General features: G+C 76.7%; 15 protein-coding genes. 4 read left to right on the top strand and 11 right to left on the bottom strand.

The features are described 5' to 3' along the window. Positions 1-177 precede the first annotated feature (177 nt). Positions 178-894: a PAQR family membrane homeostasis protein TrhA gene (trhA, locus tag WDV86_RS11775; RefSeq protein WP_445263054.1), complete on the top strand. Its 717-nt coding sequence runs from the start codon at positions 178-180 to the stop codon at positions 892-894. Here trhA and WDV86_RS11780 read toward each other — a convergent pair. Next, a complete protein-coding gene (locus WDV86_RS11780) occupies positions 884-3022 on the bottom strand; it encodes a thioredoxin domain-containing protein (protein ID WP_339567830.1) in 2139 nt (712 codons plus the stop codon). The two genes, trhA and WDV86_RS11780, sit on opposite strands and share 11 nt — an antisense overlap. Before the next feature lie 220 nt (positions 3023-3242). Between WDV86_RS11780 and WDV86_RS11785 the strand changes: the two genes are divergently transcribed. After that, positions 3243-3722, top strand: coding sequence for an ATP-binding protein (locus WDV86_RS11785; RefSeq protein WP_339567831.1), 480 nt, complete (start codon positions 3243-3245; stop codon positions 3720-3722). 83 nt (positions 3723-3805) lie between these two features. On the opposite strand, the gene WDV86_RS11790 is transcribed toward WDV86_RS11785, so the two are convergent. From WDV86_RS11790 to mca, 4 genes are read right to left on the bottom strand one after another with little or no spacing between them, the layout of a single operon-like run. After that, entirely contained in the window at positions 3806-4570 is a 765-nt protein-coding gene (locus tag WDV86_RS11790; protein WP_339567832.1) for a type 1 glutamine amidotransferase, read from the bottom strand. Further along, on the bottom strand, positions 4567-6144 hold the full coding sequence (locus WDV86_RS11795; protein ID WP_339567833.1) for a MurT ligase domain-containing protein: 1578 nt from the start codon (positions 6142-6144) through the stop codon (positions 4567-4569). The genes WDV86_RS11790 and WDV86_RS11795 overlap by 4 nt, the downstream gene beginning before the upstream one ends. Further along, on the bottom strand, positions 6141-6524 hold the full coding sequence (locus WDV86_RS11800) for a hypothetical protein (protein ID WP_339567834.1): 384 nt from the start codon (positions 6522-6524) through the stop codon (positions 6141-6143). Before WDV86_RS11800 ends, WDV86_RS11795 begins: the two co-directional genes overlap by 4 nt. After that, positions 6521-7411 (bottom strand): mycothiol conjugate amidase Mca, encoded by an 891-nt coding sequence (gene mca / locus WDV86_RS11805; protein WP_445263055.1) that lies wholly within the window; start codon positions 7409-7411, stop codon positions 6521-6523. Before mca ends, WDV86_RS11800 begins: the two co-directional genes overlap by 4 nt. 261 nt (positions 7412-7672) lie before the next feature. Between mca and WDV86_RS11810 the strand changes: the two genes are divergently transcribed. Both WDV86_RS11810 and greA read left to right on the top strand, forming a co-directional pair. After that, positions 7673-8086 carry a DUF4307 domain-containing protein gene (locus WDV86_RS11810; RefSeq protein ID WP_339567836.1) on the top strand — a complete coding sequence of 138 codons (414 nt, stop codon included), beginning with the start codon at positions 7673-7675 and terminating at the stop codon, positions 8084-8086. A gap of 282 nt (positions 8087-8368) precedes the next feature. Continuing rightward, complete coding sequence (gene greA / locus WDV86_RS11815) at positions 8369-8884, top strand: transcription elongation factor GreA (RefSeq protein ID WP_339567837.1); 516 nt, start codon at positions 8369-8371, stop codon at positions 8882-8884. A gap of 190 nt (positions 8885-9074) precedes the next feature. On the opposite strand, the gene WDV86_RS11820 is transcribed toward greA, so the two are convergent. The 6 genes from WDV86_RS11820 to WDV86_RS11845 form a co-directional block, all read right to left on the bottom strand. Then, positions 9075-9974, bottom strand: a complete 900-nt coding sequence (locus WDV86_RS11820; RefSeq protein WP_339567838.1) for an ABC transporter permease — start codon at positions 9972-9974, stop codon at positions 9075-9077. Further along, positions 9974-11044, bottom strand: coding sequence for an ATP-binding cassette domain-containing protein (locus WDV86_RS11825; RefSeq protein ID WP_339567839.1), 1071 nt, complete (start codon positions 11042-11044; stop codon positions 9974-9976). Before WDV86_RS11825 ends, WDV86_RS11820 begins: the two co-directional genes overlap by 1 nt. Before the next feature lie 379 nt (positions 11045-11423). Then, the gene (gene ilvA / locus WDV86_RS11830) at positions 11424-12683 is read right to left on the bottom strand and encodes a threonine ammonia-lyase (protein WP_339567840.1); all 1260 of its coding nucleotides are present in this window, start codon (positions 12681-12683) and stop codon (positions 11424-11426) included. Further along, positions 12680-13795: a cystathionine gamma-synthase gene (locus tag WDV86_RS11835; protein ID WP_445263056.1), complete on the bottom strand. Its 1116-nt coding sequence runs from the start codon at positions 13793-13795 to the stop codon at positions 12680-12682. The genes ilvA and WDV86_RS11835 overlap by 4 nt, the downstream gene beginning before the upstream one ends. A 143-nt stretch (positions 13796-13938) precedes the next feature. After that, a complete protein-coding gene (gene yczE / locus WDV86_RS11840; protein WP_445263057.1) occupies positions 13939-14721 on the bottom strand; it encodes a membrane protein YczE in 783 nt (260 codons plus the stop codon). A gap of 143 nt (positions 14722-14864) precedes the next feature. Next, entirely contained in the window at positions 14865-15056 is a 192-nt protein-coding gene (locus tag WDV86_RS11845) for a hypothetical protein (RefSeq protein WP_339567843.1), read from the bottom strand. Between the last annotated feature and the right edge of the window lie 128 nt (positions 15057-15184).

Genomic DNA, 15184 nt, shown 5'->3' on the forward strand with positions numbered 1-15184 from the left:
GGCCGCACGCGCCTACCCTCGGGGCCGGCCCTCGGATCGAGGGCGACGGCGGGCCCGGGCGGCTGCCGGAGCACCGGCGCAGGAGGACACGTGGGCGGACGCAGCGCGAGCGGGACGCACGGTGGCCCGACGACCGGCGAGGAGGCGGCGACCGGCGACGGGGCGGCGACCGACGAGGTGCGCTCGGCGGACCCCTCGGTCCCGGACGAGGCCCGCCTCACCGGCTCCCGCCGCAAGGGCGGCGTCCAGGTGGTCAAGCCGCTGCTGCGCGGCTGGCTGCACCTGGGGATGTTCCCGCTGGTCCTGGCCGCCGGGATCGTCGCGGTCAGCCTCGCGCCGACCTCGGGCACCCGCTGGGCGATGGCCGTCTTCGGCCTCACCGCGGCGATGCTGTTCGGGGTCAGCGCGCTCTACCACCGGGGGACCTGGTCACCGCGGACGCAGGTGCTGCTCAAGCGCTTCGACCACTCGAACATCTTCCTCATCATCGCGGGCACCTACACGCCCTTCGCGGTGCTGCTGCTGCAGCCGGGCCCACAGCGTGTGCTGCTGCTCGTCGCGTGGATCGCCGCCCTCGTGGGCATCGCCTTCCGCATCTTCTGGGTCGGCGCTCCCCGCTGGCTGTACGTCCCGGCCTACCTGGCGATGGGCTGGGTCGCCGTCGCCTTCCTCCCGCAGTTCTTCGCCGGCGGCGGCGCAGCGGTGCTCACCCTCGTCGTCGTCGGCGGCGTGCTCTACACCGCCGGGGCGCTCGTCTACGGGCTCAAGTGGCCCGACCCGAGCCCGCGCTACTTCGGGTTCCACGAGATCTTCCACGCCTTCACCGTGGCCGCCTTCGTGTGCCACTACGTCGCGGCGTCGCTGGCCCTCTACAGCGGCGACGTCACGCTCTGACCCCGGCGGCCACGTCGGGCCGTGCCCCGACGGCCGCCGCGAGCGCGTCGACGTCGGTGGTCGGCGCCTCGCAGACCTGCCCGCGGCAGACGTAGGCCGCGGCCCGGCCCTCGACGAGGCCACGGTGCGCGAGCAGCGGCGGCTGCTCCTGGCCCGGACGGCCCCGGCTCACGACCAGCCCGGGTGCCGTCCCGGCCAGCGCCGTCCGGTGCAGGGCGTCGGCGTCCGCCCGCCCCTCCGGGTCGTCCGCCGCCCCGCTGCCGAGGACGGCGACCTCCCGCGGCCCGTCGAGCGCCGCCTCGGCGACGGCCAGCGCCCACCCGGCGAAGCGTGGCGCGGCGCCGACGAGCGCCCCGGCCGGGACGAGCGCCGTCTCCGCCGCCGCACGCATCCGGTCGGACCCGGTGAGCGCCGAGACCGCCAGCAGCGCCCCCGCCGCCGCGCTCGTGCCCGACGGCGCCGCGCCGTCGGTCGGGTCGGAACCGGTGCCGAGCCGGGCCAGCACGGCGTCGTCGGACGAGGCCGGGACGTCGCAGAAGCCGCCCTCGCGCAGGTGCTCGGCGAGGACCTCCTCGCACAGCGCCTCGGCCGTCTCAGCCCAGGCGGCGTCGCCCGTGGCGGCGTGCAGGGCCACGAGCCCCTCGGCGAGGTCACCGAGGTCCTCCAGCACGGCCCGGGAGGGGCCGGCGCGGCCGTCGCGCGAGGTGCGGCGCCACCGGCCGTCGTCGTCGACGTGGACGGCGAGCAGCAGGTCCGCGCACCGCACGGCGGCCGCCAGCAGGTCGGGCCGCTCCAGCAGCACGCCGGCCTCGGCGAGCGCGGCGGCCGCCAGGCCGTTCCAGGCGGTGACGACCTTGTCGTCGCGCGCCGGCTGAGGACGCCGGTCGCGGGCGGCGCGCAGCCGGGCCCGCACGTCGACCCACCGTCCCACCTCGCCGTCGTCGGCCCAGACGTCGCGCCTCAGCTGCGCCGTCGAGGTGCCGTGCTCGAAGGTGCCCTCGGCGGTGACGCCGAGCAGCTCCGCGGCCCACGCGCCGTCTGCGGGCCCGAGGACCTCGGCGAGCTGCAGCGGCGTCCACACGTAGGTGGCGCCCTCGACCGAGCGGCTGCCGGCCTCGCCCTCGGCCTGAGACCTCGGGACGAGGGTGTCGGCGTCCAGGGACGAGGCGAACCCGCCCTCGGGCGTCCGCAGCGCCGCCACCAACCAGTCGCACGTCTCGGCGGCGACGCGCGCGCCCGTCGGCTCGCCGGTCAGCCGCCACCAGTGCAGGTAGGCGCGGGCGAGCTGGGCGTTGTCGTAGAGCATCTTCTCGAAGTGCGGCACCACCCAGGCGGCGTCGACGGCGTAGCGGGCGAAGCCGCCGGCGACCTGGTCGTACGTGCCCGAGCGCGCCATCGCCGTCAGCGTCCGTCCCGCGAGCCCGAGCGCGTCGCCGGCCGTGGGCGCGTCCGTCGCGGCGTGCCGCAGCAGCCACAGGCACACCGCCGACGGCGGGAACTTCGGAGCCCCGCCGAGCCCGCCGTGCACCGTGTCCTCCTCGGCGAGCAGCGCACGGACGGCGCCGGCCAGCGCCGGCGCGGTCGGCGGGGCGCCCCCGGGCGGCCCGACGCCGGCCGCCGCCCGCTCGGCGAGCGCCTGGGTGATCTGCGCGCTCTGCCCGAGCACCTCCTCCCGGCGCTCGGTCCAGGCCTGCGTGACGGCGTCGAGCAGCTGCCGGAAGCTCGGCATCCGCGGGTGCGGGCGCGGCGGGTAGTACGTGCCGGCGTGGAACGGCTCGCCCTGCGGGGTGCACAGCACCGTCATGGGCCACCCACCCTGGCCGGTCAGCGCCGTCGTCGCGCGCATGAGGGCGGCGTCGACGTCGGGGCGCTCCTCCCGGTCGACCTTGACGGCGACGAAGCCCGCGGCCAGCTGGCGGCCCACCTCCTCGTCCTCGAAGGACTCGTGGGCCATGACGTGGCACCAGTGGCACGCCGCGTAGCCGACCGAGACGAGGACCGGGACGTCGCGGCGCCGCGCCTCGGCGAAGGCCTCGGGGCCCCACTCCCACCAGTCCACGGAGTTGTCGGCGTGCTGGAGCAGGTAGGGGCTCGTCGAGCTCGCGAGGCGGTTCGGCACGGCGGCCATCGTGGTCGCCGTGCCCTCCCCTCGCCAGCGCCACCCCCCGCCGTCGTCGCCGGCCGTGTGCGTCCGGACGGCGCGTCGGCGCCCCCTGTCGAGCGGCGACGGGCGCTGAGCCGTAGCGTCTCTCCCGGCCGGTCGCGACGACGCCGCTGCGCGCATCGCTGCCGGCCAGCGGCCCCCCGCCAGGGAGGGCCGGTCGAGATCGTCGTGGGAGGCGGGCGTGGTGGAGGCGCTGAGGGCGAGCACCCGACCGCCCGGCGGCTTCGCGGAGGTCACCACCTGGGACCTGTCGACCTCCGACGACCTGGCGCGCATCCGCCGGGCCCTCAACAGCGAGCTGCTCGAGCGCGGCCAGGTCGCCTCCCCGCTGCTGGACGACCTGCAGGACCGCATGCTCCTCGTGGTCAGCGAGCTGGCGACGAACGCGCTGCGCCACGGGGCACCGCCCAGCACCGTCCGCTTCCTCGTCGACGACGAGCGGGCCTGCGCCGTCGACGTCACGGACACCGCCGCCGAGTCCTCCCCCGAGATGGCCGACGGCCGTGCCCTCGGCGAGGGCGGTTTCGGGATGCACCTGGCCGCGCGCCTGGCCGACGGCGTCGGCTGGTACGTCGCCGACGACCTCAAGCACGTGTGGGCCCGCTTCGACCTCGACGGACCCGACACCGACGCGCGGGCCGCGGCGGCCGCACCGGTGATCTGAGGACGGCCCGGCCAGCGCGCGCTGGTGGACGCGACGGCCGCACCGCCGTCGACGGACCGGAGGTTCCCCGGACCACGGCCCGCTCAACCGCGCGCCGCGACCCCCGCCATCTCCAGCCGCAGCGCCCGGGCGTGCGCCGCGGCCTCGTCGAGCGCCACGAGGCGCTCGTCCCCCGCGGGCAGGCCGTCGGCGTCCGCCCCGGTGGCCCACTCGAGCAACCGGTCCGCCAGCGCCGGGTTGAGCGCGAGCACGGGGCCGTGCAGGTAGGTGCCCACGACCCGGCCGGCGACGACGCCGTCGACCGCCGCGTCCCCGACGCCGTTGCCCGTGCCGGAGAGCACCCGCCCGAGCGGCACGGCGCCGTCGTCGAGCGCCGTCCGCCCGCCGTGGTTCTCGAACCCGACCAGGCGCGGCAGACCCAGGCGCGGGTCGGCCTCGACGACGACCTCGCCGACCGCGCGCCGCTGCGCCGGCAGCGGCTCGACCGTGCGGCACGGCAGCAGCGACAGGCCGGGCACGGAGCCGTCCACGTCACGGAAGGCGCTGCCGAGGATCTGCATGCCCGCGCACACCGCGAGCACCGCGCTCCCGGCGTCGACGGCCCTCGCCATCCGCTCGCCCTCGGCCAGCACGCGCGCGACGTGGCGCTGCGGGCCGTCCTCACCGCCGCCCAGCAGGTAGACGTCGCACCGCGGCAGGGCGTCACCGCCGGAGACCTCGACCACCTCGACGTCCAGGCCGCGCGCCTGCCCTCGCGCGCGCAGCACGGCCGCGTTGCCGCCGTCGCCGTAGGTGCCGAGCAGCTCGGGGTAGAGCACCGCGACCCGGACCGCCGACGGGCCGCTCATCGCGTCGCTCCCGTGCGCGCCGCCGCCGTCGCGGCGTCCGGCGCCACGCGAGGCTCCGGGGTCGCCTCGACGGCCAGCCGCCGAAGCTGCTGGAAGGCGGTGTAGTTCCCGACGACGTCGACCTCGGCCGCCGGGCCGCCGGCGCCCGGCGCCCCTAGGGCCCGCGCCGCCCGCAGCGCCGCCCGCAGCGGCGGCACCCGCTGGTGGTCGACGCCCGAGACGACCAGGCGCAGGGACAGGTCGGCCGCCCGCTCCCCCGCGACGACGACCCGGCGCCCGCGCAGCCGCTCGAAGGGCACGTCGTAGATCCACGAGGTGTCGCGGCCGTCGGCGCCCTGGGCGTTGACGGCGAGCACGAGCGGGCGCTCGCTCGCGCCCATGACGTCGAAGTTCTCCACCCACCCGGCGGGGTTCTTGGCCAGCAGCAGCCAGAAGCGCACGCCCTCGGCGCGCAACCAGGCGTACCGGCCGGCGACGTCGCCGAGGTCGGCCATCGCCGCGAGCGCCGCACCGAGCGGGCTGCCGAGCTCGCGCGCCGCGGTGGCCGCCATCGCCGCGTTGCGGCGGTTGGCCGTGCCGGGCAGGGCCAGGCGCACCGGGTGGCGGGCGACCTCCTCGCGCGCGCCCGGGCCGTCGGCGCTCGCCGGGCCCCAGCCGCCGAGCTCGCGGACGACGTCACCCTCGAGCACCACGTCGGGCGCCGGCCGCTCCAGGCCGCAGCTGCGGCAGTGCCAGCCGTCGCTGTCCACGCCGTCGGTGACGGGCGCAGGCGCGCTCGCCGAGGCCTCGCCGCCGGCCCCCGGCCCGGCGGGGCGGAGGTCGCCCGGCAGCGTCAGGAGCTGCTCGCAGCGCGGGCAGCTGCGGGCGTCCGCGGTCCACGACGCCCCGACGGAGACCCACACGACGCGCGGGGCCGCCGACGCCGCCCACGTGACGAGCGGGTCGTCGGCGTTGGCGACGACGACCGTCCGGGCCGACGCCCCGGCGGAGAGCCCGGTGAGCGCCCGCTGCCACCCGGCGGCGAGCTGGCGGGTCTCGGCGGTGCGGTCGAGCTGGTCGCGGGAGAGGTTCATGAGGACGACGGCACGCGGGGCCAGCTCGGGCAGCAGACCGGCCAGGTGCATCTCGTCGACCTCGAGCACGGCGTCACCCGGCCCGCTCGTCAGCGCCGTGACGATGCCGGCGCGCATGTTCGCCCCGCCGCCGTTGCTGACGACGCCGCGACCGGCCGGCCCGGGGCGGGCGGCCAGCGCGGCGGTGAGCATGCGGGTCGTCGTCGTCTTGCCGTTCGTGGCGGAGACGACCGCGGCGACCCGCTCCCCCGCCAGCTCGTGGACGGCGGCCGGAGCCAGCCGCAGCACCACGTGGCCGGAGATGACCTCGCCCGCACCACGGCCGAGCAGTCGTGACGCCGTCCCGACGGCCGCGCCGGCGAGCCGGGCCGCGCGGGTCCGCGCCGAGCGACGGCGGCTCGGCCGCACCGGCGTCGGCGGACCCGGGGGCGGCGCTCCCGGGGAGCTGGCCGTCCCCGGTGCCGCCGGACCACCGGGGAGCGCGGACCGGTCGGCGCTCACCGCGACTGCCCGTCCGGCGGCCCTGAACCTGCACCCGAGCCCGACCCCGGCCCGTGACGGCCGTCGCGGGGGCGCGGTGGCGCCGGCTCGCCCGGCGCCCGGGGCGGCTCGCCGGCGAGGCGACGCCGCTCGTCCTCGGCCCGCTCGTCCGCCAGCCGGCGGTGCTCCAGGCGACGCAGCCGGCCGACCATGTTGACGATGACGAGGATGGAGACGAGCACCACGGCCGCGGTGGCGAAGAAGCCGGCGACACCCGGCCCGATGTCGATGACCTCGAGCCCCTCGCGCAGCCCCTCGGTGGGGTCCGGCGTCGGTGCGGGCGCCGAGGCCACGAGCGCGCCTGGCGCGAGCGCACCGAGCGCGAGGAGGGCGACGCTCACGACCGGGGGCCCGCCCCGTCGGCCGCGACGGGCTGCTCGGCCGCCACGAGCGCGCGGATCCCGGCGAAGAGGTCGTCCTCCGGCGTCTGCGTCGGCACGAGCGAGAGGGCCAGCTCGAACTCCTCGGTCGGCCAGATCTCGGCCTGCTGCTGGCGGGGAACCCGGAAGAAGAAGCCGCCCGGGTCGATCTGCGTCCGGTGCGCCAGCAGGGCGTTGTCGCGGGCCTCGAAGAACTCGGCGCAGGCGACCCGTGCGTCCACCCGGCGCTCGGGGCGGTCGCCGCGACGCTCGAGCCACTCCGCGAAGGGCGACTCCTGGCCGCTCGCGACGATGGCGTCGTGGAAGAGCTGCAGCCGTTCGCGGCTGAAGCCTCCGTTGTAGTAGAGCTTGAGGGGCTGCCACGGCTGCCCGCCGGGGAAGCGGGCGAGGTCGGCGGCGCCCTCGAAGGCGGCGAGCGAGACCTTGTGGCACATGATGTGGTCGGGGTGGGGGTAGCCGCCCTGCTCGTCGTAGGTCGTCACGACGTGGGGGCGGAACTCGCGGACCAGCCGGACCAGCGCGGCGGCCGGCGTCTCGACGTCCTCCAGGGCGAAGCAGCCCTCGGGCAGCGGCGGCAGCGGGTCCCCCTCGGGCAGGCCCGAGTCCACGAAGCCGAGCCAGCGGTGCTGGACGCCGAGCGCCGCTGCCGCCGACGCCATCTCCTCGCGGCGCAGCGCGCTCATGTCGCGCAGGACCCGCGGGTCGTCGGCCATGTTGGGGTTCAGGACGTCGCCCCGCTCCCCGCCGGTGCAGCTGACGACCATGACCTCCGCGCCCTCGGCCACGTACTTCGCCGACGTCGCGGCGCCCTTGCTGGACTCGTCGTCGGGGTGGGCGTGGACGGCCATCAGCCGCAGCGGGCCGTCCCCGGCCAGCCGCTCGGCCAGCTCTTCCGGCGAGGGTGCGTGCAGTCGCTCGACGGTCGCGGCGACGCCGTTCTCGGACACCTGGGCTCCGTTCGGGTGCGGCCGTCGGCGACACTGGGTGCGCCGAGGCGGGTGGTCGACAGCCATGATGGACGACGCCGTGGCCGCCCCGGTGCAGCGACCCGGTCCCCGGGCGCCGACAGGTCCAGCGCGTCGTCGACGGACGACGGAGGGAGTGCCGACGTGGAGCCGAGCGCGCAGCAGCGTCTCGACGAACGCTACGGCCGCCGCCCCCCTTCCCCTCGGCGTCGCCGCGCCGCCGTCGCCGGTGCCGCCGCAGCGGGTGCGGCGCTGGTCGCCTGGGTGGTCTGGGCCGGGCTGGGCCTGGCGTCGGCGCAGACGGTGAGCTACCAGGAGATCGGCTTCGCGACGCCGACGGCCACCGAGGTCGTCCTGACCTTCCAGGTGACCAAGGACCCCGAGGACACCGTGCGCTGCGACGTCCGCGCGCTGGCCGAGGACTTCTCGACCGTCGGGTGGCGCACCGTCGACCTGGGGCCGAGCCAGGAGACGACGCTCCGGCAGGCCGTGACCATCCCCACCCAGTCCGAGTCCGTGAGCGCCGAGGTCATGGGCTGCGAGGTCCTCGAGGGCTGAGCCTCGCCGGCTCTTCGGCTAGCATCGCGCGTTCGCGGTGCCGCAGGGGCGGCGCGACCCGAGGCAGGACCGGTTCGAGCGAGCAGCAGAGCCGGCCAGCAGCAGGGCCAGGCCAGGGACGGGGCCTGCCGGCCCGCCCGGGCTCCTCGTCCCTGGACGGCGCCGCTCGTGCACTCGCCAACGGGCCCGCACGGGCCCGACCGACCTGGACGGGCCATGACGCCCGCCCCCGCCCTCCCCGCCCGACACCTGACGTCGGGCGAACACCCGAGGAGGTCCTCCGTGACCGAGACCACGCAGACACCCACGACCACCGGACCCGCCGAGCCCGCCTGGCTGACCCAGGAGGCCTACGACCGGCTCAAGTCCGAGCTCGACCACCTGAGCGGCCCGGGACGCCAGGAGATCGCCCAGCGCATCGAGGCGGCCCGCGAGGAGGGCGACCTCAAGGAGAACGGCGGCTACCACGCCGCCAAGGAGGAGCAGGGCAAGCAGGAGGGCCGCATCCGCCAGCTGACCCAGCTGCTGCGCAACGCGGAGGTCGGCCAGGCGCCGACCGAGTCCGACCGCGTCGCCCCCGGCATGGTCGTGACCGCCGAGGTCGCCGGTCGGGAGATGCGCTTCCTCTTCGGCTCCCGGGAGGTCGCCGAGGGCACCGACCTCGACGTCTACAGCCCCACCTCGCCGCTCGGCGCCTCCATCTCGGGCCTGTCCGCCGGGGACGAGACCACGTACAAGGCGCCCAACGGCCGCGAGATCCCCGTGAAGGTCGTGGCGGCGGAGCCTTTCACCGGCTGACCTCACCGCGGCCCTACCGGCCGCCGGAACCCGCGCGCGACGACGGCCCGGCCTCCTTCCCCGGGAGGCCGGGCCGTCGTCTGCCAGTGTGCGCCACGGCGGCCGTCCGGCGCTCCTGCGCTGGTGACCTCGGCCTGGCGATCTCGCGCTGGGCGACCCGCTGGTCAGCCGGACCGCTGCGCCGCCGCCGTCAGCGCGCCGCGGCCTTCTGGTACTGGCGCACGGTCAGCGGGACGAAGACGACGAGCAGGGCGACGCCCCACAGCAGCGTGTAGAGCACGGGGTTCTGCAGAGGCCACGACGTCGGCGCCGGCGCGCCGGGCTGCAGGTTGCCGAAGAGCTCCCGCGCGGCCTGCGTGACGGCGGACACCGGGTTCCACGTCGCGAAGGCCCGTAGCACGCTGGGGAAGCTCTCCAGCGGCACGAAGGTGTTGGCGACGAAGGTCAGCGGGAAGATGACGATGAAGCTGACGTTGTTGAAGATCTCCGGCGTCCGCACCAGCAGGCCGAAGAAGGCCATGATCCAGCTGACGCAGTAGGCGAAGAAGAGCAGCAGCAGGTAGCCCAGGGCCGCCTCCCCCACCGACGTCGTGATGCGCCACCCGACCACCAGCCCGGTCAGCGTCATGATCACGACGGTGAGGACGTTGTTGACGACGTCGGCCGTCGTCCGTCCCACCAGCACCGCCGAGGGCGCCATCGGCAGCGAGCGGAACCGGTCGACGATGCCGCTCTTGAGGTCCTGGGCCATCGACGAGCCGGTGATGGTGGCGCCGAAGATGACCGTCTGGGCGAAGATCCCGGCGATGAGGTAGGTGCGGTACGCCTGCGGGTCCGCCACGGCCTCACCGTCTGCGCCGGGCAGGGCGATGGCCCCGCCGAAGACGTAGGCGAAGAGCAGCACGAACATGATCGGCGAGACGACCGACCCGACCAGCAGGTCGGGCACCCGCTTGATGCGGATGAGGTTGCGCCGTGCGACCGTCCAGCCGTCGCCGAGCGCCTGCCCCAGCCCGCCGACCGGCGGCAGGTCACGTCCTGCGTCGGGCCCTCCCCCGGGGCGGTCCTGCGTCTGGGTGCTCGTCGCCATCAGGAGCCCTCTCCCGTACCTCGTCCTGCTGCCTGGCCCGACCGGGCCCGACGTCCGCGCCGGCCCCCCTGCTCCTGCTCACCCTCGCCGCCCTCGGGCGCGTCGTCCGCGCCGTGCCCGGTGAGGGTGAGGAAGACGTCGTCGAGCGTCGGGCGCCGCACCCCGGCGTCGAGCACCTCGACGTCGCGGTCGCGCAGCGCGCCGAGGACCGCCATCAGCGCGCCCGCGCCGCCGCTGACCGGTGCCGACAGCGAGCGGGTGTGCTCGTCGACGGTCACCTCGTCCGCGCCGGCCCGCTCGAGGGCCTCGCGCGCCGGTACGAGGTCGCCCGCCTCGGCGACCGTCAGCTCGACCCGCTCCCCGCCGACCTGGGCCTTGAGCTGGTCGGCGGTGCCCTCGGCGATGACCCGGCCGCGGTCGACGACGGCGATGCTGTCGGCGAGCCGGTCGGCCTCCTCGAGGTACTGGGTCGTCAGCAGCAGCGTCGTCCCGCCGGAGACCAGCTCGCCGATGACGTCCCACATGCCGAGGCGGCTGCGGGGGTCCAGGCCCGTGGTCGGCTCGTCGAGGAACAGCACCTCGGGCTCGGCGACAAGAGCGCCGGCGAGGTCGAGGCGTCGTCGCATGCCGCCGGAGTAGGTCTTGACCGGGCGCGCGGCGGCGTCGGTGAGGCTGAAGCGCTCCAGCAGCTCCTTGGCGCGGGTCTTCGACCGGGACCGCCCGAGGTGGTAGAGGTTGCCGACCATCTCGAGGTTCTCGGTGCCGGTGAGCTGCTCGTCCACCGCCGCGTACTGCCCCGAGACCCCGATGCGGCGGCGGACGCCGGCCGGGTCGGCGGCGACGTCGACGCCCGCGACCGCGGCACGGCCGGCGTCGGGACGCAGGAGGGTCGTCAGCACGCGGACGGCCGTCGTCTTCCCGGCGCCGTTGGGGCCGAGGACGCCGAGCACGGCCCCCCGCGGCACGGCGAGGTCGAGCCCGTCGAGCGCCGTCACGCCGCCGTACCGCTTGACGAGGCCCTCGGCGACGACGGGGTGGTCGCCGCTGCGCGACGACGTCGAGGAGGTCATGGGCGCACCGTAGGCAGCGGGTCGGACAACGGATGACCGGATGGTTCCGGGCTGGGCTGTGCGTGGGTCACGTGCGGTCTCCTCGTCGGTGGCGGGGCAGGCGTGCGGGCGTCGGGGCGGCGTCGTCGTGCAGACCGCCGTCGGCTCCCGCGCTCATCGCCGCCTCCCCCACCCCACCGGCCCCCCTCCCGCCCCGTGTGACCTCGACGCGCCCCCGGCCCCTGTCACGCACGCGCGCAGGGCTCCCGGAGCCCTCCGGGTCCGCCGTCACGGTCACACACGGGGAGACGAGGAAGGGCGTCAAGGTCACATGTCGCGCCAAGGAGGGGCAGGAGCGGGTGGCGGGGCTGCGGGAGAGGGCGTGGCGGCCCGGCGGCCGTCAGCCGACGACGCGGAAGCCGGCGGCGGCGAGCGCGGTGAGGACGGCGGTGGTGTGCTCCTCGCCGCTGGTCTCCAGCTGCAGGCCGATCTCGACCTCGTCGACCTCCAGCCCCTGCGCCGTCCGGGTGTGGACGACCTCGACGACGTTGGCACCGGCGCCGGCGAGGACGGCGAGGACGCCGGACAGCGCCCCGGGCCGGTCGGTCACGCGGACGCGGCAGCCCAGGTAGCGGCCCGCGGCCGCCATGCCGTGCCGGATGACGCGCATGAGCAGCAGCGGGTCGACGTTGCCGCCCGAGCACAGGACGGCGACGGGTGGCTCGAAGGCGCCCGGGTCCTCCATCACGGCCGCGACGGCAGCGGCGCCGGCCGGCTCGACCACGAGCTTGCTGCGCTCGAGCAGCAGCAGGAGGGCGCGCGAGAGGGACTCCTCGGACACGGTCACGACGTCGTCGACGAGGTCGCGCACGAGCCCGAAGGGCACCTCCCCCGGCTTCCCGACGGCGATGCCGTCGGCCATGGTCGACATCTGCGCGAGCGCACGCGGCTCGCCCGCCTCCAGCGAGACCGGCCACGCGGCCGCCCCGGCGGCCTGCGCCGCGACCACGCGCACGTGCGGCGCGCGCGCCGCCAGCACCGTGGCGATGCCCGCGACGAGCCCGCCCCCACCGGTGCAGACGACGACGGTGCGCACCTCGGGGCACTGCTCCAGCAGCTCCAGCCCGACGGTGCCCTGCCCGGCGACGACGTCGACGTGGTCGAAGGGGTGGACCAGGACGGCGCCGGTCTCGGCGCTGCGGGCGGCGGCGTGGGTGAGGGCCTCGTCGACGGTCGCGCCGGCCAGGTGCACCTGCGCGCCGTAGCGCCGGGTCGCCTCGACCTTGGGGATCGGCGCACCGACGGGCATCCAGATCGCCGCCTCGATCCCGAGCATCCGCGCGGCCAGGGCGACGCCCTGCGCGTGGTTGCCGGCGCTGGCCGCGACGACGCCGCGCCCGCGCTCGGCCGCCGTCAGGCGCGCCATCCGCGTGTACGCCCCGCGGATCTTGAAGGAGCCCGCGTGCTGCAGGTTCTCGCACTTGAGCAGCACCGGGCCGCCGACGAGCTCGGACAGGGCCGTGCTCGGCTCCAGCGGCGTCGTGCGGACGACGCCCGCGAGCAGGTCGGCGGCGGCCTCGACGTCCTCGACCGAGACCGCCTGCGGCGCAGCCGAGCCGGCCTGCGAGGAGGCGAGCTCGGCGCTGGTCGGGGCGCTCACGCGGCGGCGGCGCCGTCGAGCGCCTGGTCGAGGTCGGCGAGGAGGTCCTCGAGGTCCTCCAGCCCGACCGAGAGCCGCACGAGGTCGGCGGGCACCTCCAGCGGCGAGCCCGCGGCGCTCGCGTGCGTCATCCGCGCGGGGTGCTCGACGAGCGACTCGACCCCGCCGAGCGACTCGGCCAGGGTGAAGACCCGGGTGCGCGCGCACAGGGCGAGCGCGGCGGCCTCGTCGGCCAGGCGCACCGACACCATGCCGCCGGGACGGCGCATCTGCCGCGCCGCGACGTCGGCGCCAGGGTGGCCGGGCAAGCCCGGGTAGAGCACCTCGCGCACGGCCGGGTGGGCCTGCAGGTGCGCGGCGACCGCCTCGGCGGAGGTGCAGTGCCGCTCCATCCGGACGGCGAGGGTCTTGAGCCCGCGCAGCACCAGCCAGGCGTCCATCGGCCCGGCGACGGCGCCCATGGCGTTCTGGTGGATGGTCAGCAGCTCCGCCAGCGGCTCGCCGTCGGCGCGCACGGCGTCGTCCACGACGAGCGCGCCGCCGACGACGTCGGAGTGCCCGCCGCAGTACTTCGTCGTGGAGTGGACGACGACGTCGGCCCCGAGCGCCAGCGGCTGCTGGAGGTACGGCGTCGCGAAGGTGTTGTCGACGACGAGCAGGGCGCCGCGCTCGTGGGCCGCCGCGGCGAGCGCGGCGACGTCGGAGACGCCGAGCAGCGGGTTGGACGGCGTCTCGCACCAGACCAGGCGGGTGCGGTCCGTCATCGCGGCGGCGACAGCGCCGACGTCGGAGGTGTCCGCAGGCGTGTGGTCGACGCCCCACCGGGCGAGGACGGTGCTGAACAGGCGGAAGGTGCCGCCGTAGGCGTCGTCGGGGATCACGACGTGGTCGCCCGGCGCGAGCACCGTCCGCAGCAGCGTGTCCTCGGCCGCGAGCCCGGAGGCGAACGCGTACGCCGCACGTCCGCCCTCCAGCGCGGCGAGGCACTCTTGGAGCGCGTCGCGGGTCGGGTTGGCCGAGCGGGCGTACTCGTAGCCCGAGCGGAGGTTGCCGACGCCGTCCTGGGCGAAGGTCGTGGCCACGTGGACCGACGGGACGACGGCGCCCGTCACCGGGTCGGGCTCGGAGCCGGCGTGGACCGCGCGCGTGGCGAAACCCGCACCCGACCAGTCGGTGGGGCCGGCCGCGGGCGGCCGGTGGCCGGGTGGCGCCGTCTCGTCCGGAGGTCCCGCGGGGGCTGGGTCGACGGCGGAGGTCACGCCCCCGAGGCTACGCGGCGGCCAGCGCGACGCCGGCCGACCCGGCCGGCCCTCGTCGGGCGAGGAGGAGTCGGAGCCGGCACCACGAGGTCTCCCGCGACGGGCGCCGGACGCGGCGCGGGCACCGCGTCGGCACCAGCCTCAGCCTCGGGCACGGGCACAGGCACGGGCACGGGCGCGGGCGCGGGCGCGGGCGCGGGCACAGGCACCGGCATCGAGAGCCGGGGCAGCAGCAGACCGACGAGCGGGCCGATGGCCAGGGCGAAGACCACCGTGCCCACCCCGACCGTGCCGCCGAGCAGCCAGCCCGCGAGGACGACCGAGCCCTCGATGGCCCCCCGCACGAGGGCCACGGGGTAGCCGGTGCGGGCGACCAGCCCGGTCATCAGCCCGTCCCTCGGGCCGGGGCCGAGGCGGACGCCGAGGTAGAGCGCCGTCCCGAGACCGTTGAGGGCGAGGCCGACGAGCAGGAGCAGGACGCCGAGCGGCCAGGAGGACGCCGGAGGCACCACGGCCAGGCCGATCTCGATGGCCACGGCGACGACGAGGACGTTCGTGACCGTCCCCAGGCCCGGCCGCACCCGCAGCGGGAGCCAGCACAGCAGGACGGCCACGCCGGACAGCAGCACCACGACGCCGAAGCCGAGGCCGCTCTGGCGGACGAGCCCCTGGTGCAGGACGTCCCACGGGGAGGGGCCGAGACCGGCGCGCAGGAGCGCGGCGAGCCCGACGCCGAAGAGCAGCTGCCCGCCGAGCAGGCGCAGGAGGCGGTGGGGCAGGGACCAGGACGCCGGTCGCGGCGCACCGCCCGAGGCACGGTCGGGGCGCGGGGAGCTGGAGGGCGTCGCGGGCTCCGGGGCGGCGGCACGGCCGGCGGCGGCGACGTCGGGAGCAGGGCCGCCAGCCGCCGGGCCGGCCGTCGTCACCGCGGGTCCGGGCCGGCGACGAGGCGGTCGACCGGGGCGTGCGCGGCCGCGGCGCGGCGGGCGTAGTAGGGGCCCGGGACGTCGGCGCGCTCGGCGCGGTAGCCGTCGGAGCGGATGTCCCGGACGGCCAGGGCGACGCCGGCGACGAAGAGGGCGATGAACAGGACGGTGAGAGCGATCGATGCCATGGCTCAAGTGTGCCGCACGTTGGCCTCTCAGCGGCAGTCCAATCACGCACGACTGGCCTCATGCCGGAGGTCTTCCCTCTCTCCTCGACCCGATGCCCGACCTCAGGGGGCGAGGCAGCGCCCTGGCG

This window comes from Pseudokineococcus sp. 1T1Z-3, assembly GCF_037482365.1.
GTDB lineage: Bacteria > Actinomycetota > Actinomycetes > Actinomycetales > Quadrisphaeraceae > Pseudokineococcus.